At 75.9% G+C, this 17,076-nt stretch carries 17 protein-coding genes; 7 read left to right on the top strand and 10 right to left on the bottom strand.

All coding sequences use genetic code 11. The annotated features are described in order from the left end of the window. The first annotated feature begins 14 nt into the window (after window positions 1–14). Window positions 15–476: a MarR family winged helix-turn-helix transcriptional regulator gene (locus tag ACFYNO_RS19315; protein ID WP_388013255.1), complete on the top strand. Its 462-nt coding sequence runs from the start codon at window positions 15–17 to the stop codon at window positions 474–476. A gap of 31 nt (window positions 477–507) precedes the next feature. Further along, the gene (locus ACFYNO_RS19310) at window positions 508–1,089 is read left to right on the top strand and encodes a hydrolase (RefSeq protein WP_388013252.1); all 582 of its coding nucleotides are present in this window, start codon (window positions 508–510) and stop codon (window positions 1,087–1,089) included. Between the two features lie 33 nt (window positions 1,090–1,122). Here ACFYNO_RS19310 and ACFYNO_RS19305 read toward each other — a convergent pair whose 3' ends face one another. Continuing rightward, entirely contained in the window at window positions 1,123–1,941 is an 819-nt protein-coding gene (locus tag ACFYNO_RS19305; RefSeq protein ID WP_388013249.1) for a thioesterase family protein, read from the bottom strand. Window positions 1,942–2,097: 156 nt separating this feature from the next. Here ACFYNO_RS19305 and ACFYNO_RS19300 point away from each other — a divergent pair, with 156 nt between their 5' ends. The 3 genes from ACFYNO_RS19300 to ACFYNO_RS19290 all read left to right on the top strand — a co-directional run bounded on the left by ACFYNO_RS19300 (window position 2,098) and on the right by ACFYNO_RS19290 (window position 3,736). Beyond that, window positions 2,098–2,688: a helix-turn-helix domain-containing protein gene (locus tag ACFYNO_RS19300; protein WP_388013246.1), complete on the top strand. Its 591-nt coding sequence runs from the start codon at window positions 2,098–2,100 to the stop codon at window positions 2,686–2,688. Further along, on the top strand, window positions 2,685–3,212 hold the full coding sequence (locus ACFYNO_RS19295) for a GNAT family N-acetyltransferase (RefSeq protein WP_388013243.1): 528 nt from the start codon (window positions 2,685–2,687) through the stop codon (window positions 3,210–3,212). The genes ACFYNO_RS19300 and ACFYNO_RS19295 overlap by 4 nt, the downstream gene beginning before the upstream one ends. 95 nt (window positions 3,213–3,307) lie before the next feature. Beyond that, a complete protein-coding gene (locus ACFYNO_RS19290) occupies window positions 3,308–3,736 on the top strand; it encodes a molybdopterin-binding protein (RefSeq protein ID WP_388013240.1) in 429 nt (142 codons plus the stop codon). Between the two features lie 4 nt (window positions 3,737–3,740). Here ACFYNO_RS19290 and ACFYNO_RS19285 read toward each other — a convergent pair whose 3' ends face one another. The 3 genes from ACFYNO_RS19285 to ACFYNO_RS19275 all read right to left on the bottom strand — a co-directional run bounded on the left by ACFYNO_RS19285 (window position 3,741) and on the right by ACFYNO_RS19275 (window position 7,671). Further along, window positions 3,741–5,033, bottom strand: coding sequence for an ion channel protein (locus tag ACFYNO_RS19285; protein WP_388013237.1), 1,293 nt, complete (start codon window positions 5,031–5,033; stop codon window positions 3,741–3,743). Window positions 5,034–5,173: 140 nt separating this feature from the next. Beyond that, window positions 5,174–6,055 (bottom strand): diacylglycerol/lipid kinase family protein, encoded by an 882-nt coding sequence (locus ACFYNO_RS19280; protein ID WP_388013234.1) that lies wholly within the window; start codon window positions 6,053–6,055, stop codon window positions 5,174–5,176. Next, window positions 6,052–7,671 carry an FAD-binding oxidoreductase gene (locus tag ACFYNO_RS19275; protein WP_388013231.1) on the bottom strand — a complete coding sequence of 540 codons (1,620 nt, stop codon included), beginning with the start codon at window positions 7,669–7,671 and terminating at the stop codon, window positions 6,052–6,054. Before ACFYNO_RS19275 ends, ACFYNO_RS19280 begins: the two co-directional genes overlap by 4 nt. Before the next feature lie 52 nt (window positions 7,672–7,723). Here ACFYNO_RS19275 and ACFYNO_RS19270 point away from each other — a divergent pair, with 52 nt between their 5' ends. Both ACFYNO_RS19270 and ACFYNO_RS19265 read left to right on the top strand, forming a co-directional pair. Beyond that, the gene (locus ACFYNO_RS19270; RefSeq protein WP_388013228.1) at window positions 7,724–8,374 is read left to right on the top strand and encodes a TetR/AcrR family transcriptional regulator; all 651 of its coding nucleotides are present in this window, start codon (window positions 7,724–7,726) and stop codon (window positions 8,372–8,374) included. Next, the gene (locus ACFYNO_RS19265) at window positions 8,371–9,906 is read left to right on the top strand and encodes a glycerol-3-phosphate dehydrogenase/oxidase (protein WP_388013225.1); all 1,536 of its coding nucleotides are present in this window, start codon (window positions 8,371–8,373) and stop codon (window positions 9,904–9,906) included. The genes ACFYNO_RS19270 and ACFYNO_RS19265 overlap by 4 nt, the downstream gene beginning before the upstream one ends. 16 nt (window positions 9,907–9,922) lie before the next feature. Here ACFYNO_RS19265 and ACFYNO_RS19260 read toward each other — a convergent pair whose 3' ends face one another. The 6 genes from ACFYNO_RS19260 to ACFYNO_RS19235 form a co-directional block, all read right to left on the bottom strand. Further along, on the bottom strand, window positions 9,923–10,279 hold the full coding sequence (locus tag ACFYNO_RS19260; RefSeq protein WP_388013222.1) for a DUF6204 family protein: 357 nt from the start codon (window positions 10,277–10,279) through the stop codon (window positions 9,923–9,925). 51 nt (window positions 10,280–10,330) lie between these two features. Continuing rightward, window positions 10,331–11,665, bottom strand: a complete 1,335-nt coding sequence (locus ACFYNO_RS19255) for a DUF2252 domain-containing protein (RefSeq protein WP_388013220.1) — start codon at window positions 11,663–11,665, stop codon at window positions 10,331–10,333. 86 nt (window positions 11,666–11,751) lie between these two features. Further along, window positions 11,752–12,141 (bottom strand): RNA-binding S4 domain-containing protein, encoded by a 390-nt coding sequence (locus ACFYNO_RS19250; protein WP_388013217.1) that lies wholly within the window; start codon window positions 12,139–12,141, stop codon window positions 11,752–11,754. Window positions 12,142–12,151: 10 nt separating this feature from the next. Continuing rightward, window positions 12,152–13,963 carry a BTAD domain-containing putative transcriptional regulator gene (locus tag ACFYNO_RS19245; RefSeq protein ID WP_388013214.1) on the bottom strand — a complete coding sequence of 604 codons (1,812 nt, stop codon included), beginning with the start codon at window positions 13,961–13,963 and terminating at the stop codon, window positions 12,152–12,154. A gap of 163 nt (window positions 13,964–14,126) precedes the next feature. Further along, window positions 14,127–15,479 (bottom strand): CHAP domain-containing protein, encoded by a 1,353-nt coding sequence (locus ACFYNO_RS19240; RefSeq protein ID WP_388013211.1) that lies wholly within the window; start codon window positions 15,477–15,479, stop codon window positions 14,127–14,129. 192 nt (window positions 15,480–15,671) lie between these two features. Next, window positions 15,672–17,045 (bottom strand): hypothetical protein, encoded by a 1,374-nt coding sequence (locus ACFYNO_RS19235; protein WP_388013208.1) that lies wholly within the window; start codon window positions 17,043–17,045, stop codon window positions 15,672–15,674. Window positions 17,046–17,076: the final 31 nt, after the last annotated feature.

The raw sequence follows: 17,076 nt of genomic DNA, 5'->3' as shown, positions 1-17,076 counted from the left end.
CTACGGTGGGACCCATGGACGAGACGACCGGGCGGATCTCCGCGTCCGCCGGGCGGGCGGCCCGGGACCTCCAGGTGCTGATCAGCCGGGTGAAGCGGCGCGGCCGGGAGATGTCGGCCGACCGCGGGCTGACGCCCTCGCAGCTCTCCGTGCTGGTCCGGCTCGGCAAGGAGGGCCCTGCCTCGGCCGGCGCGCTCGCCGCCGGCGAGTCGATCCGCCCGCAGTCCATGGCGGCGATCCTGGCCGTGCTCGGCGAGCGCGGCCTGATCGAGCGCCACCCCGATCCGGCGGACGGGCGGCGGCAGCTGGTCACGCTCAGCGCGCCGGGCCGGGCCGCCTTCGAGGGCGCCCGGCAGGAGTGGCAGGAGTGGCTGGCCCGGGCCTTCCAGGAGCGCTACACGGAGCAGGAGCGGGAGACCGTCAACGCCGCGCTCGCCCTGTTGGAGCGGCTGACCGCCACCGAGCAGCAGCAGTAAGCACGATCACCGACGTAGGAAAGGCACCACCATGGCACTGACCACGCTCGACCAGAACACCGCACTGGTCCTGATCGATCTGCAGAACGGCATCGTCGCCATGCCCACCCTGCCGAGCACCACCGAGCAGGTGCTCGGCAACGCCGTCGAGCTCGCCGACGCCTTCCGCTCGCACGGCCTGCCCGTGGTGCTGGTCCGGGTGAGCTTCGCGGCCGACGGCTCGGACGCGCCGCACGGGCGCAACGAGGCGCCGCAGGGCGGCGGCGCCATGCCGGAGGGCTGGGACGAGATCGTCGAGCAGCTGGCCGGCCACCCGGGCGACATCCTGGTGACCAAGCGCAACTGGGGCGCCTTCTACGGCACCGACCTGGACCTCCAGCTGCGCCGGCGCGGCGTGACCCAGATCGTGCTCGGCGGCGTGGCGACCAGCATCGGCGTGGAGTCCACCGCCCGGGCCGCCTACGAGCACGGCTACCACCTCACCCTGGTGACCGACGCGATGGCCGACCGCAGCGCCGAGGCGCACCAGAACAGCCTGGAGCGGATCTTCCCGCGCCTGGGCGAGTCGGGGACCACCGCCGAGGTGGTGGAGCTGCTCGCCAAGACCCGCTGACGGCGGGCCCGGTGGCGGCCCCGGAGCGGGCCGCTACCGCTCGGCCACCAGCAGGGTCTGCAGGATGCGGCCGCAGTCGCCCGCCCGGTCGTCCAGCCGGCCGGCCGCCACGCCGGAGCCGGCCGGGCTGGCGGCGGTGGCCGAGGTGAGGCAGAGCCATTCGCCGACCGGATCGCGGTGCAGCGCCAGGGTGACGTCGGTGTTGATCACCAGGCGGCGCAGGTGGTCGAGTTCGAAGGCGACCGCCCAGTTGCTGTCGGCCACGGTGAGCGCGCGGGTCAGCGGGGTGTCCGGCTCGCCCGCGACCAGCGGGATCCGCTGGCGGACCCAGGCGGCGCCGGGGCCCGGCGTGGTGAAGTCCGCGCCGTCCAGGAACCGCCACTCCATCGCCGACACGTAGCCCTCGGTCAGCATGCCCGGGATCGCCGGCACCGGGCCGGGCGCGGGCAGCGCGGCCGGGCCCGGATCGGGCCGCAGCGCGGGGGTGTCCTCGGGGCTGGCCGCCACCCGCCAGGCCCGGGCCAGCATCACCGGGCGGCCCTGGGAGGTGAGTTCGGCCTCCAGCAGTTCGGTGCGGGAGCCGCCGCGCACCGTGCGGGCCTCGACGGCCAGCTCGCCCACCGGAACCGGGTAGGGCACCTCCAGGGTGACCCGGGCGATCCGCATGTCCGGCCGCGGCTGGTGGCGCTCCAGCGCCCGGCCGAGCAGCGCGGACGGCGGGCCGGCGTGCTGCGCCTTGGGGCTCCATGGGCCGGCGGTGGCGCCGGTGCTCTCGAACCGGCCGTCGCCGAGGTCCCGGTAGAAGGACTCCTCGGTGGTCACTCCGAGCCCTGTCGTCTGCTCCGCCGTCATGTCGCCCCTCCGCCGCGCCGAATGGTCGGGTGCTGTGGCACCGACCCTAGTCCCAAGTGCCGACGCGGGGGACCCCCGGCCCTACTCGTCAGTATCCGGCCGGGAGCGTCCGACTGCCGGTGCCCGATCGGTCGTATCTGGGATATCCTCCCGAATATGGGAAACGATCTGGACCGGGAGCCCCCGGAGGCCGACCCGGTCACCCGCCGGCTGGCCGAACGCCTGGCCGCACTGCGCACCGAACGCGGCTGGTCGCTGGACGAGCTGGCCCGCCTGGCCGGGGTCAGCCGCTCCACCCTCTCCCGGCTGGAGCGCGCCGAGATCAGCCCGACCGCCGCGCTGCTCGGCCGGCTCTGCACCGCCCACGGCCGGACCATGTCCCGGCTGCTGGCCGAGGTCGAGACCGAGCCGCCGCAACTGGTCCGGGCCGCCGACCAGGCCGTCTGGCAGGACCCGGAGGCGGGCTTCACCCGCCGGTCGGTCTCCCCGCCGCACCCCGGGCTGCGCGGCGAGGTGGTCCACGGCGAGCTGCGCCCGGGCGCCGACCTCGCCTACCAGGACCCGCCGGTGGCCGGACTGGAGCAGCACGTCTGGGTGCTGGACGGCACCCTGGAGCTCACCGTGGACGGCACCCGGCACCGCCTCGCCGCCGGGGACTGCCTGCGGTTCCGGCTCTGGGGGCCGACCAGGTTCCGCTGCCCCGGGCCGGAACCGGTCCGGTACGCGGTGCTGGTGGTGCTGCCGTGAGCGCGGTCGCCCTGCTCGACCCGGCCGGCTTCGAGGCCGCGCTGCCGGGCCTGGCGGAGCTGCTGGCCGCCACCGTGGCCGGCGGCGCGTCGCTCGGCTTCCGGCTGCCGTTCGACCCGTCCGGGGCGGCCGACTGGTGGCGCACCCAGCAGCCCGCGCTGGCCGCCGGCGACCTGCTGCTCTGGACCGCGGCCGGGCCGGACCGCTGCGCCGGGACGGTCGCCCTGCAGCTCACCCGCAAGGCCAACGGCAGCCACCGGGCCGAGGTGGTCAAGCTGATGGTGCATCCGACGGCCCGCCGCCAGGGTCTGGCGGCCCGGCTGCTGGCCACCGCCGAGGCGGCCGCCGCGGAGCGCGGGATCACCCTGCTGGTGCTGGACACCGAGGCGGGCAGCGGCGCCGAGGGGCTCTACCGGGCGGCGGGCTGGACCAGGTTCGGCACCGTCCCCGGCTACGCCACCGACCCGGCCGGGCGACCGCACGACGGGAGCTTCTACTACAAGCAACTGGCCGGCGGCGGGTGACGGGTGTGGCACCCCGCGCCGGGACGGGCGGGCTGGCAGGGTGGAGGAGCGGGGCCGGCCCGGCCCCGGCGTCCTCGACCACGGGAGCGAGCACCATGAGCACCCCCGCCCTGAGCATCCGCAACCAGCTGTCCGGCACGGTCGCCGGGATCACCGCCGGCACGGTGATGGCCACCGTCCGGGTCCGGCTCTCCGGCGGGCAGGTGGTCACCGCGGCGATCACCCTGGACGCCGTCGCCGACCTCGGCCTGGCCGAGGGCTCGGCGGTGCTGGCGCTGGCCAAGTCCACCGAGATCGCGCTGGCCGCCGGGCCCGTGCCGGGCCTGTCGATCCGCAACCAGCTGCCGGGCACCGTCACCGAGGTCACCGTGGGCGGCGCGATGGCGACCGTCCGGCTGGCCGTCCCCGGCGGTGAGCTGACCTCCGCCGTCACCCGCGAGGCGGTCGCCGAGCTCGGCCTGGCGGCCGGCGCCTCCGCGGTGGCGCTGATCAAGTCCACCGAGCTGTCGCTGGCCCTCGCCTGAACCCTCAGGCGGCCGCGGGGGCGGGTGCCTGGGGCTCGGGCGCCGCTTGCGGCGCCAGCTCCATCTCGGCCCGCCCGGTGACGACCAGCCAGCCCGGCAGCGCCGCCACGCACAGGAACGGCAGCAGCCGGGTGTCCGGCACGATCGCGGCCGCCGTGAACAGGCTCGCCCAGCCCTGCCGGGTGACCGCCAGCAGCACGCCCAGGATCGAGCAGGCCACCGCCAGCGCCACCGGGATGTCGGGGATCGCCACGCTGGCCGCGCAGCCCAGCGCCGTCCCGACGAAGACCGCCGGGAAGATCCGCCCGCCGCGGAACCCGCAGGTGGCCGCGACCAGCAGCGCCACCAGCTTCACCAGGCACATGCCGAACAGCGCCCAGGCGCTGTGGCTGCCGAAGCTGGTGGCCAGCTCCTTGACCTGGTCCAGCCCCTTGAACATGGTCAGCTCGCCGCCCAGCGCGCCCAGCCCGCCGAGCAGCAGCCCGCCTAGGGTGATCACCACCACCGGCCCGCCGGGCACCCGCCCGAAGAGCGCGTGCAGCGGTGCGAAGGCGTAGACGGCGAGCAGCCCGAGCAGCGCCGCGAAGGCGCCCAGGCCGAGCGCCCAGGCGACGTCCACCAGCCGGGCGCCCGGGTACTTCGGCAGACTGATCAGGAAGTCGTTGCCCGCGATCACCAGGGTGGTGACCGACCCGGCGGTGGCCGCGACCAGCGGGGCGAAGAGCCGGTCCCAGAGCGCACCGGGCTGGTCGGGGCGGCCGGGCTGCTCGGAGAGGATCAGCGCGGCCGCGACCGGGGTGCCGAAGAGCGCGCCGATGGTGCCGGCCACGCCCAGCCCGACCCAGAGCGCGGGCTTGGTCCGCGGCAGCAGCCGGTGCCCGAGCCAGAACGCCAGCGCGATGTTGATCATGATGATCGGGTTCTCCGGCCCCAGGCTCACCCCGCCCGCCAGCGCCAGCACCGCCGTGACCGCCACCCCGGGCAGCACCCCCGCCGGCTGCGGCGCCCCGCCCAGTCCGACGGTGGCCGGATCGGGGCCGGCGTGACCCGGGATCAGCTTGACCGCCAGCCCGACCAGCAGCCCGGTGACCGCCAGCACCACCACGATCCACCACCTGGCGAACGGGGCGAACCCGCCGTGCTCGGGCAGGTAGTGCCACCAGAACCGGTCCAGCCGCCCGGCCAGCGCGCTCAGCCCCAGCAGCACCAGTGAGGACCCGGCCCCGACCACCAGCGCGGGGAGGACCAGGGCGAGCAGCACCGGGGCCGGGGTCTGCGGGCGGCGTCCGTCGGGCATGCTGCGGCTCCTGAGGGCTGGGCGACCGGTTCCCCTCGACCCTCCGGGGCGGCGGGCCCGCCCCGCACCCCGGATGCCGCCGCCCGGGTGACGGCCGGTCAGGCGGCCGGGCGGGCCGTCACCGCCGGGTGACCGTCAGCTCACCCGCAGACCACCCGCAGCGCGCCGGGCAGCACCCGGACGGTGGCCGGCAGGGTGGTCACCTCGTCGCCGTCGGCGCAGACCGGGACCGGGCGGTCGGCCTCCACCAGCACCTCGCGGGCGGTGCACACCTCGACCTCCGGGCGCCGGGTGTGGGTGCCGCGCTTGGCGTCCAGCAGGAAGGAGACCACCTGGCGGCGCGGCCCGTCGCCGACCGTCATCAGGTGCGCCAGCCCGTCGTCCGGCACGGCCTGCGGCACGATCCGCAGGCCGTGGCCGTAGGCGCCGGAGTTGGCCACCACCACGGTGTGGCCGCGCAGGCTCCGCCGCTCGCCGTCCACGGTCAGCGTGTAGCCGACCGCGCGCCAGCCGAGCACCGCGCGCACCGGCGCCAGCCGGTAGGCGAGCAGGGCGGGCAGCGCGCGGGCGCCGTTGATCAGCTGGGTGGCCACCGAGTCCACGCCGATGTAGACGTTGCCCGGCGCGATCACCCCGTTGACCTCCAGCACGTCGATCCGGCGGGTGGTGCCGGCCAGCAGCAGCCGGGCCAGTGACGGGGCGTCGGAGGGCAGGCCGAGCGCCCGGGCCAGGTCGTTGCCGCGCCCGGCCGGGACCAGGGCCAGGGTGCCGCCGCCGCGGACGGCGCCCTCCGCCACGTCCCGCACCAGGCCGTCGCCGCCGACCGCGACCACCGTCTCGCCCGACGCCGAGGCCTCGGTGGCGGCCTGCACGGCGTGCTCGCGGCTGCGGGTCGGCAACGAGCGCACGGTGGCGCCGCCCGCGCGCAGCAGCTCGGCGACCGGCGCCCAGCGGTCCGGCGCGTGGCCGCCGCCGGAGATCGGGTTCACTATCGCGGTGAACACGGGCAGGTCGGTGGTCACGCCCGGTCCCCGTGCTCCCCGGCGGAGATCAGCACGCCCGGGTTGAGGATGCCCGCCGGGTCCAGCACGCCCTTGACCGCGCGCAGCGCCTCGACGGCCAGCGGGCCGACCTCCTCGGCGTAGGCCGCGCGGTGGTCGGTGCCGACGCCGTGGTGGTGGGTGATCGCCGCGCCGCAGGAGCGGATCGCCTCGTTGGCGGCCTGCTTGGCCTGCTGCCACTGCGCCACCGGATCGGCGGTCTGGGCGCAGGCGACGGTGAAGTAGAGCGAGGCGCCGGTCTCGTAGACGTGCGAGATGTGGCAGAGCACCAGCGGCGGGGTGGCCTGGGCGGTGAGCGCGTCGGTCAGCGCCTTGGTGACGGCGGCGCGCAGCGCGTGCAGGTTCGACCAGAAGGTGACCGTCTCCAGGGTCTCGATCAGCACCCCGGCGTCCAGCAGCGGGTCGCGCAGGTAGGGGGCCTTGAACCGGCCCTGGCGCCAGGACTCGCCCGGCTCCTCGCCGAGCGGCTGGCCGCCGGCCGCGGTGAGCAGCCCGGTGGCGCCGGCCCGGCGGGCGGCCACCTCGGCGGCGGTGCCCTCGTAGCCGGCGACGGCCAGGCAGCCGCCCGGGCCACCGGCGAACATGGCGGCCGGGTCGGCCAGGTTGACCGAGGTCTCGGCCTCGTCGGAGAGCCGCAGCACGGTCGGCAGCGGGCCGTCCTGGACCAGCCGGCGCAGCGCCTCCGCGCCGGCCTCGAAGGAGTCGAACCGCCAGCCCTCGTAGACCCGCACGGCCGGCGCCGGACGGACCCGGACGGTGACCGAGGTGATCACGCCCAGCGCGCCCTCGGAGCCGAGCACCAGCTGCCGCAGGTCCGGGCCGGCCGCCGACCTGGGCGCGCTGCCCAGGCTCACCGTGCCGCGCGGGGTGGCCAGTTCGAGGGCCACCACCATGTCGTCGAACCGGCCGTAGCCGGCCGAGGACTGGCCGGCCGAGCGGGCCGCCGCGTAACCGCCGATGCTGGCACCCTCGTACGACTGCGGGAAGTGGCCCAGCGTCAGGCCCTGCTCGCGCAGCAGGCGCTCGGCCTCCACGCCGCGCATCCCGGCGCCCAGGGTGGCGGTGCGGGAGACGGTGTCCAGGTGCAGCAGGGCGTCCAGCCGGCGCAGGTCCAGGGCCAGCACGCCGGCGAAGCCGGTGCGGTCCGGGGCCAGGCCGCCGACCACCGAGGTGCCGCCGGAGTACGGCACCACGGCGACCGAGAGCCGCGCGCAGGCGGCCAGCAGGTCCACCACCTCCTGGTGGCTGCCCGGGCAGGCCACCGCGTCCGGGGCGTCGGCCAGGTCGCCGGCCCGCAGCTTCAGCAGGTCGGGGGTGGACCAGCCGCGGGTGTGGGCGATCCGGGCGGCCGGCTCGGTGCTCAGGTGCTCGGCGCCGACCACGGCGGTCAGCGGCGCGAGGTCGAAGGAGGGCTCCGGGAGGGTCAGGCCGGCCAGGTCGACGGGCTCGCGCTCCGGGGCGCGGACGCCGAAGGCGGCCAGCGTCTCGGTGGCGGCGGCGGGCAGCGTGGTGCGGCGCGCGGGGTCGCCCCAGCGGTAGGGGTGGAAGTCCGTCACGGGCAGGTCTGACTCGGTCATCGGTGTCCTCGTGGATCGGGGTGGCGGAGGGCTCGCTGATACACTTCTACATGTGGTGTCGCAGCGAATCAACAACGAGGTCAGCAGTCCGGCGAAAGCGGCCAACGCCATCCCCGAGGAGCGGATCCTCGACGCGGCGTACCAACTGCTGCTCACCATCGGCCTGCAGCGGCTCACCATGGCCGACATCGCCCGGCAGGCCGGGGTCTCCCGGGCCACCCTCTACCGGCGCTGGGGCGGGGTGCGCGAGGTGATCGGCGCGCTGACCACCCGGGAGTGGACGGCGCTCACGCTCGCCGCGATGCCGCCGGAGGGCGAGGGGCAGCCCTTCGAGCGGAGCCAGCTGGTCGACGGGGTGGTGCGGCTGGTCCGGCTGATCCGGGTGCACCCGCTGCTGCGCCGGATCGTCGAACTGGACCCGGACTTCCTCACGCCCTACCTGCTCACCCGGCGCGGCGGCAACACCGACCACCAGCTGGAGATGCTGGAGGCCGCGCTGCGCCTGGGCATCGCGCAGGGCTCGGTACGGGCCGGGGACCCGGCGCTGCTGGCCCGCTCGGTGCTGCTCACCGCCTGGTCCTTCACCCTCACCGGCCCGGTCTTCACCGACTCGCCGGCCGGCACCGGACCGGAACTGGACCGCCTGGACGACGAGCTGCGCCTGCTGCTCGACCGCTACCTGTCGAACGGAGACGCGCAGTGACCGCCCCCTCCTCGTTGAACGCCGCCCGCCGGGCCCGGGAGCTCGCCTCCCTGCAGGGGGGTGCCCCTGCACCGGACGTCGACCGGGTCGACGTCCTGGTGATCGGCGGCGGGGTGACCGGTGCGGGCGTCGCTCTGGACGCCGCCTCGCGGGGGCTGCGCACCGTGCTGGTCGAGAAGCACGACCTCGCCTTCGGTACCAGCCGGTGGAGCTCGAAGCTGGTCCACGGCGGGCTGCGCTACCTCGCCTCCGGCGCCGTCGGCATCGCCTACGAGAGCGCCGTCGAGCGCGACATCCTGCTCCGCCGCACCGCCCCGCACCTGGTCCAGCCGCTGCCCCAGGTGGTGCCGCTGCTGCCCGGCACGAGCCCGGCCGGCGCCGCCCTGGTCCGGGCCGGCTTCCTGGCCGGTGACGCGCTGCGGATCGGCGCCGGCACGCCCTCCGCACTGCTGCCGCGCTCGCGCCGGCTGCGCCCCGCCGAGGTGCTGCGCTACGCGCCCACCGTGGAGGCCGCCGGGCTGCGCGGCGGACTGGTCTTCTGGGACGGCCAGTTGGTGGACGACGCCCGGCTGGTGGTCGCGCTGGCCCGGACCGCCGCCGCGCACGGCGCCCGGGTGCTGACCCGGGTCGCCGCACTGGACGCCACCGGCAGCGGCGCCCGGCTGCGCGACGAGCTGACCGGCGACACCTTCGAGGTGAGCGCCCGCACCGTGGTCAACGCGGCCGGCGTCTGGGCCGGCGACCTCGCCCCCGGACTCAGCCTGCGGCCCAGCCGCGGCACCCACCTGGTGCTGCCGCAGTCCGCCTTCGGCGGGCTCACCGCCGGGCTCACCGTGCCGGTGCCCGGCGAGACCAACCGCTTCGTCTTCGCCCTGCCCGCCCCCGAGGGCCGGGTCTACCTCGGCCTCACCGACGAGGAGGCGCCCGGCCCCGTGCCGGACGTGCCGACCGCCTCCGAGGGCGAGATCGACTTCCTGCTCAGCACCATCAGCACCGCGCTGCGCCGCCCGCTCACCCGGGCCGACGTGATCGGCAGCTTCGCCGGCCTGCGCCCGCTGCTGGACGACGGGACGGGCCGCACCGCCGACGTCTCCCGCAAGCACGCCGTGCTCACCGCGCCGGACGGCCTGGTCACCGTGGTCGGCGGCAAGCTCACCACCTACCGCCGGATGGCCGAGGACGCCCTCGACGCCGCCCTGCGCCGGTCGGGCCTCACCGCTCCCCGGCCCTGCCGCACCCGGGCACTGCCGCTGGTCGGCGCCGGCTCGCCGGCCACGCTGGCCGCCGTGTCCGCGCCGCCGCGGCTGGTCCGGCGCTACGGCACCGAGGCGCCGGCGGTGCTCGCGTCCGCGCGCACCCACCAGCCGGTCGCCCCCGGGACGGACACCACCCTCGCGGAGCTGCGCTTCGCGGTGGCGCACGAGGGCGCGCTGACGGTCGACGACCTGCTCGACCGGCGCACCCGGCTGGGCCTGGCCCCGGGCGACCGCGAGCAGGCGCTGGCGGCGGCGCGGGAGGCGCTCGGGGACTGACGGAGGGTCAGGCCGCCTACTGGCCTGCGGCCCGGGCCTTGCGCTGGCGCTTCGACAGGGCCGCCTTCGACAGGTCCTCCGCGACCGAGCGCAGGTTCTTGAAGCCGTAGCCGCGCTCCGCCAGCCAGGCCCGGGCGGCCGCCTCGGCGCGGGCGGTGGCCGGGACGATTTCCTCCTCCGCGCCGCCCGACTCCAGGAACCGGAAGGTGAAGTCGGCGCGGGCCGCGATGTCGTAGCTGAGGTGACCCTCGGGCGTGAAGCTCGCGAACAGCACGTCGTGGTCGCGCGCGTCGGCGAGCAGGGCGGCGCGCTGCTCGGCCGTCAGGCCCTCGAACGCGCCGCGCACGGTGATGCGGAAGGAACGGTCGCTCATGCGCGCGACCCTAACCGCCCGCCCGCCCGGGAGTCACCGGGTTTCCCGCGGTCAGACGGACTCCGCCGCCACCGTGCCCGCCGCGATCGCCGCCGTCAGCTCCCGGTGGTCGATCACCGTCTGCTCCGCGTACCGCAGCGCGAAGTCGGCGATCGCCTCGTCGAACGCCTCCGAACCGCCCAGATAGGCGGCGATCGCGACCCGGTCGCCGGAGCGGGCGTGCGCCCGGGCCAGGGTGTGGCCGCAGAGCGCCGCGTAGTCCCGCAGGCCGCGGGCCGTCATCCGGTCCACCTCGGCCGAGCCCTTCATGTCGCGCAGCTGGCGGCCGTAGAAGTGCCGCCCCGCCGGACCGGTGGTCCAGCCCAGGAAGATGTCGCCGGCCGCCTGCAGCAGCCGCTGCCCGGCCACCACCCGGTGCCCCTGGTGCGCGGGGGAGCGGCCCGGCAGGTAGGTCTCCAGCACCGACCGCTGCGCCTCCTTGATCTGCAGGAAGAGCGGCTCGCCGAGGGTGCGCCCGGACAGCAGGGCGATGTAGCAGCGGGTGCCGACGCTGCCGACGCCGACCACCTTGCGGGCCGCGTCGGCCAGTTGGAACCGGTCCAGCAGGTGGCGGCGGTCCTCGGGCAGGGTGCTGCGGTAGGAGCTGAACACCTTGCCGATCGCCTTGAAGTCGTCCTCCGGAACCGGCTCCAGCAGCGGCGGGTCGCTGATGATCCGCGGCTGGCCCTCGCGCTCCTCGGTGAGCTTGGCCAGCGCCTGCAGGCTGGTGCGGCGGCGGGCGTGCTCGAGGTTGCGGGCGGCCCGCTCGCGCCGGCGGCCGCGGAGCAGGGCGAGCACCTGGTCGGCGGAGACCGTCTCGTACCAGACGTCCAGCTCGCCGGCGCCCGCCAGCCGGCGCATCGCCCGGCGGTAGGCGGTGGCGGCGGCGCGGGCGGCGGCGTGCGCCTTGCCGTCCGGCTCGCCGTTGTCCCGGGCGGCCACCGCCACGCTGGCGGCCAGCCGCTTGACGTCCCACTCGAAGGGGCCGGGGTAGGTCTCGTCGAAGTCGTTCAGGTCGAACAGCAGGATGCGCTCGGGAGAGGCGAAGACGCCGAAGTTCAGCAGGTGGGCGTCGCCGCAGAGCTGTACCTCCAGGCCGGTGTTCGGCAGCGCCGCCAGATCGGCCGCCAGCACGGCCGCGGCGCCGCGCAGGAAGGCGAACGGCGACCCGGCCATCCGTCCGTGACGGATCGGCAGCAGTTCGGGCACCCGGTCCGCGCCCTGGTCCAGCAGCACCCTGACCGGATCGGGGCGGTCGGTCGCCGGAATCCAGTTGCCGTGCTCGCGCCGCCCCACCCGCTGCCGGGCCGCCCGCCCCCGCTTGGCCCGCTCCGCCGCCGTGACCACTCTCGCCCTCCTGAGCCGCGGCCCGCCCGGGCCGCCCAGACCCATCGTCAGGGGAAGGCGCTCGGGCCGCATCCGGGGCGCCTGCCTCAGTGGCCGCGGCCGAAGAGCTGGTCCAGCGAGCGCCGCTCCCGCTTGGTCGGCCGCCCGGCCCCGCGCTCCCGGGTGGCCACCGGGGCGTTGAGGTTGAACGGGTCGGAGGAGGGGCGCGGCGGGCTGTTGTCCACGTAGCAGTCGACGGCGACCGAGGCGCCGACCCGCTTGCTGAGCAGCCTGGCGACGATCACCACCCGGTCCCACTCCTCCTGGCGGACCCGCACCTCGTCCCCCACCTTGAGCGCCTGCGCCGGTTTGGCCCGCTCCCCGTTCACCCGCACGTGCCCGGCCCGGCAGAGCCCGGCGGCGGCGGAGCGCGTCTTGGCCAGCCGCACCGCCCAGACCCAGGCGTCGACTCGGACGGAACCCACCTCTTCAGCCATGCTTCCGACCTTAGGGCCTGTCTCTCGGATCACGTCGGGCGGGCGCCGCCGACGCCCGCACCCCGACGCCGCCCGCTGTCCGGCGTGACCCGAAGGACAGGCCCTCCCCGCGGCCCTCCTCCCGCCGGACCCACCTGGCCAGGGCCCGGGAGAGGGGCGGGAGGAGGTAGCGGGCGGGGGCGGGGGCGAGGAGGAGGTGGGCGTCGACCAGGTGCTCCAGGGCCGCGCCGTCGACCTCCCGCAGCGGCACCGCGCCGTCCCCGCCGGGCTGCTCGGTGCCCAGCGCGCGGAAGGCCGCCGCCGACCGCGGGTCCAGGGAGGCGTAGCTCTCCGCCAGGGCGCGGCGGACGTCCAGGGTGCCGACGCGCAGTTCGTCCAGCACCCGCTCGGGGTCCGCCAGCCGGGCCGCCAGGTGGGCCAGCGACCAGGTGGGCCGGGTGCCCAGGCGGGCCGCGCAGACGCGCAGGGCCAGCGGCAGGCCGTCGCAGAGGTCGACCAGGGCGGCGGCCGCCTCGGGTTCGGCGGCGGCGCGGGACGGGCCGAGCAGGCCCTCCAGCAGCCGGCGGCCCTCCGCCGGGGCGAGCGGTTCCAGCAGCAGCGGCCGGGCGCCCGGCAGGTCGGCGAGGCGGTCCCGGGAGGTCACCAGCGCCGCGCTGCCCGGGCCGGTGGGCAGCAGCGGGCGCAGCTGGTCCGCGCCATGGGCGCCGTCGAGCACCACCAGCACCCGGCGGTCCGCGAGCACCGACCGGTACAGCGCCGTGCGGGGCGCCGTCCCGGCGGGGATCGAGGGAGCCGGCACACCCAGCGAGGCGAGCAGCGTCCAGAGCACCTGCCCGGTCCGCTCCGCCGCCCGCCCCGGCACGCCGCCCAGCTCGGCGTAGAGCGCGCCGTCCGGGAACGCCGCCCGCACCAGGTGCGCCGCCCGCAGCGCCACCGCGCTCTTGCCGACCCCGGCCCCGCCCGTCACCACCGCCACCTGCGGCGCACCGGACGGATGACAGAGCGTCAGCTGGCTGGTCAGGAGTGCGACCTCCCGCTCCCGTCCGGTGAAGTCGGCAAGCTGGGGCGGCAGCTGATGGGAGGTCAGCAGCGTGGCGCTCAGCACCCGACGGTGCGTCTCCCGCAGCTCCGGCCCCGGCGGCGTGCCCAACTCCCGGTCCAGCACCCGCTGGGCCCGCCGGAAGGCCTCCAGTGCCTCGTGCGGCCGCCCGTCCCGGTCCAGCGCGGTCATCAGCTGCGCCCAGAACCGCTCCCGCTCGGGGTGCGCGGTGGTCAGCTCGCGCAGCTCGGTCAGCGCGTCGGTCTGGCGGCCCATCCGCAGCTCGGCCGCCATCCGCAACTCCAGGGCGTCGAGCCGGGTTTCGGCCAGCCAGTCGGCCTCCTCGCGGTGCAGCGCGTCCGAGGGCACGTCCATCAGCGCCGGGCCGCGCCAGAGCGCGAGGGCGTCGCGCAGCAGGTCGGCGGCGTGCGGCACGGCGTCCGCGCGCAGCGCCGCCAGTCCCCGGTCGCGCAGGTCGGTGAAGCGGTGCAGGTCGAGCTCGGACGGCGCGGCGCGCAGCAGGTAGCCGCCGGCCCGGGTCTCGATCCGCTCGCCCGCCGGGCCGAGCACCTGGCGCAGCCGCATCACGTAGTTGCGCAGGGTGGTGCCGGCGCTGCGCGGCGGGCGCCCGTCCCAGACCAGGTCGGCCAGCCGGTCGGTCGGCACCGGCTGCCCCCGCCGCATCAGCAGAGCGGCCAGCAGGATGCGCTGTTTGGGCGCGGGAACCGGGTGCGCGCCCGCCGCGTCCCGTACCAGCAGTGGCCCCAGAATCCCGAACTCCACCTGAGTGGCCCCCTCGGTTCGTGTGACGAGGGCATGTCTAGCCCGGGGGCGGCCGGTTCGGGGAGCGGGGCGGGTGCCGGTCAATCAATTCCGGACAACCACGGGCCGGCCCGCCCGGAAACCCCGGGCGGGCCGGCCGGCGGGAGCCCCGAGGGGCCGCGGATCAGCCGCAGTGGCTCCAGCCGCTGGTCCAGGAGGCGCTGCCGTAGGAGCCGCCCCAGCGCACGCAGGTGGCCGGAGCGTACTCGTGGACCGGTCCGGCGTAGTAGGTGAAGCTGCCCGGGTTGCTGCCCGAACTGCCGCCCTGCACGGCCAGGGTGGCGTTCATCGAGACCTTGCCCGAGGGGTTGGCGGCCAGCGTGACCACGCAGTTGTCACCGTTGGCCGCGTCGTAGAGCAGGTAGACGGTCGCGTTGCCGAGGCCGTGGCTGTCGATCACCGAGTAGCCGCTGCCGCACACCTGGCTGGCCGTGTACGGGTTGCCGGTGGCGGGGGAGGGGGTCGGCGAGCCGGTGCCGCAGTGGTCCCAGCTGCTCGTCCAGGAGCTTCCGGCGTACGAGCCGCCCCACTGCACGCAGGAGTTGGGGGCGTAGGCGCTCACCGGTCCGGCGTAGTAGGTGAAGTTGCCCGGGTTGTTGGTCGAACTGCCGCCCTGCACGGCCAGGGTGGCGTTCATCGAGACCGCGCCGGCCGGGATCTTGGCGAGCGTGGTGACGCAGTTGTAGCCGGTGGACCCGTCGTACAGCAGGTAGACGACGGCGCCGCCCAGGTCGTGCGAGTCGATCACGCCGTAGCCGCTGCCGCAGACCTGGGTGGGCGAGTACGGGTTGGCGCCGGTGCCCCCGCCGGTGCCGCTGGCCACCGGCGAGGTGTAGCCGACGATGTAGTAGCCGTCACCGGTGTCCACGGTGCTCGGCTCGCTGCCCACCGCGACCTGCCCGGCCGGGATGGTGATCCGGACCACGCTCGAACTCACCGCGAAACCGGCCATGGTGCCGGTGCCGGTGGTGCCGTTCCAGTCGCCGTTGGCGGTGGTCACCGAGCCGTCGCTGTTCACGGAGGTGACGATCGCCACGTGGTGGATCTCGGAGTTGTAGATCGAGCCGTACTCCACCGCGTCGCCCGGCTGCGGCCGGTAGCCGGTGGAGGTGTGCTGGGTGCCGTTGTTCAGGCCGTAGGTCTGGAAGCTGGCGGCACCGGCGTCCAGGCCGCCGGTGTAGAAGCCCTCGTTCGCCCAGACCCACATGGCGAAGTCGGCGCACCAGTACTCCGGCCCGCCGGAGTAGCCGCCCGCGCAGCTGTGCTCGAACTGCGAGCCGCCCAGGCTGTTGTAGGTGGGGGTGTTGGCGCAGGTACCCGCGGTCTTGCCGATGTTGGCGGCGGCCAGCGCGGCGGCGCCGCTGCCGGTCGGAGTGGTGGCGGAGGCGGCCGTTGCGGGCAGGAGGGAGACCAGGCCCAGCAGTAGCACCGCCGACGCGGCGCCGGCGGTCCGGCGCAGGAGTCGTATGACGTTCACCGTTTTCCTTTTGGGGAAGCGGAGTTGCGGACGTCCGCACCCCAGCGCCGCCCGGCCCCCGGCGGAAGGGGGGATGCCGGGGCCGGGCGGGCAGAAGAGGCGCGGCGCGGTGCAGTCTCGACGGTGGACGTATCGGCGCCGTATCGCGGAACTGACGTATCGTCAGTCGGTGGGGAGCTGTTTGGCCGGCTGTCAGCCCGCGTTCGGGTAGCGGCAGGCGGCCTGTTCGGCCGTGGTCTGCTCCTCGGCGGTCAACTGGGCAGGCTGGGCCGGCTGGGCGGGCTGGGAGTCGCCGGCCGCCGGAACCGTGCGGGCGTCGATCACCCCGGTCGGGCCGTCGCCGCCGAGGCAGGCCACGGCGACCACGGTGACGGGCTGCTGTTCGCCCTGGGCCTGGCCCTGCTCCTGGCCCGGGTCGTTGTTCGCGGCGAGTGCGCCGAGCCGCCAGGAGTAGCTGAAGTCGTGGTCCAGGCTGCTGTTCAGGTTCAGCTGGTGCCAGGTCGGCTTCTCCGGCGGTGCGGTGGGCGTACCGGCCGGGCTGGGCGGGGTGTTGGCGTACCGGGCGGCGAACCCGACGATGCCCAGGTGGGCGCCGGTGGCCTGGAGTTGGATGGTGTCCGAACTGGCCGAGGAGCGGCCCAGGTTGAGCGTGATCGCGCTGGGCAGCGGGGTGCCGTCCGGGCAGGAGGTCGGTGTCATCGAGGCGGGCGGGTTGCCGTGGATGATCGCCGAGGCCACCAACCCGCCGCCGTAGACCTCGAACCAGCGGACGTCCACCGAGTGGCCGGTCTGGTCGAAGACCACGTCGCCGACGCAGAAGCCGGTGAAGTGCAGCCGGCAGCCGGGCGGGACGGTGCGCAGGGTGGGCGAGTTGAGGCTGGCGCCGGTCCGCACGTGGGCGCCGTTGCCGTAGGTCAGGCCGACGAAGTCGGAGCTCTGGGCGCCGGCGGTGCCGCTGCCGGTCGCGGTCGCGGTGGCGGCCGGGGGTGTCGGGCCGCAGGCGCTGGTGTCGGCCTGGGCCCGGTCCAGCACACCGAGGCGGGTGACGATCAGGGTGGCGATCAGCGCGAAGGCGGCGGCCACGGCGAGGATCGTCCGGCTGCGCCACTGGCGGCGGGGCGGGGCGGGGGGTATGGCGGAGGGTATGGAGGCGGCGGGCGGCGGAGTCGGGGCCGGGGTGGGCGCCGGCTCCGGTTCTGGTTCCGTCGCTTGTTCCGTGGCCGTGGCCGTGGCCGTCGTCGGTTCTGGCTCCGGCTCCGGCTCGGGGTCCGGCTGGGCGTCGGCGGTGCCCCGCTGCTCGGTCAGCACGCGGTTGAGCTCCCGCCAGCGGGCCTCCCACTCCGCGGTGTCGCCACCGCAGGCGCCCACGTAGGCCAAGGTCACCTCCATGCTGGGCGCCCGCACCCCGCCGGCGGCATCGCTCAAGGTGGTGGCGCCGAACCCCGCTGTGGTGGCGAGGGCTCGGTAGGTCGGGTTGCCCGCCCGTTCGCGCACGAGCCGCAAGTCGTGCGCGAAGGCCTGCAGCGGCCCTTCGGTCGGGTCGATGGGACGTGGTTTGCGGGCCAACGAGTCTCCTGGGCTCTGCCCGACCGCCGCT

Origin of the sequence: Kitasatospora sp. NPDC006697 (assembly GCF_042869935.1) — a bacterium.
Classification (GTDB): domain Bacteria; phylum Actinomycetota; class Actinomycetes; order Streptomycetales; family Streptomycetaceae; genus Kitasatospora.
This window is presented reverse-complemented; position numbering and strand designations above follow the sequence as displayed.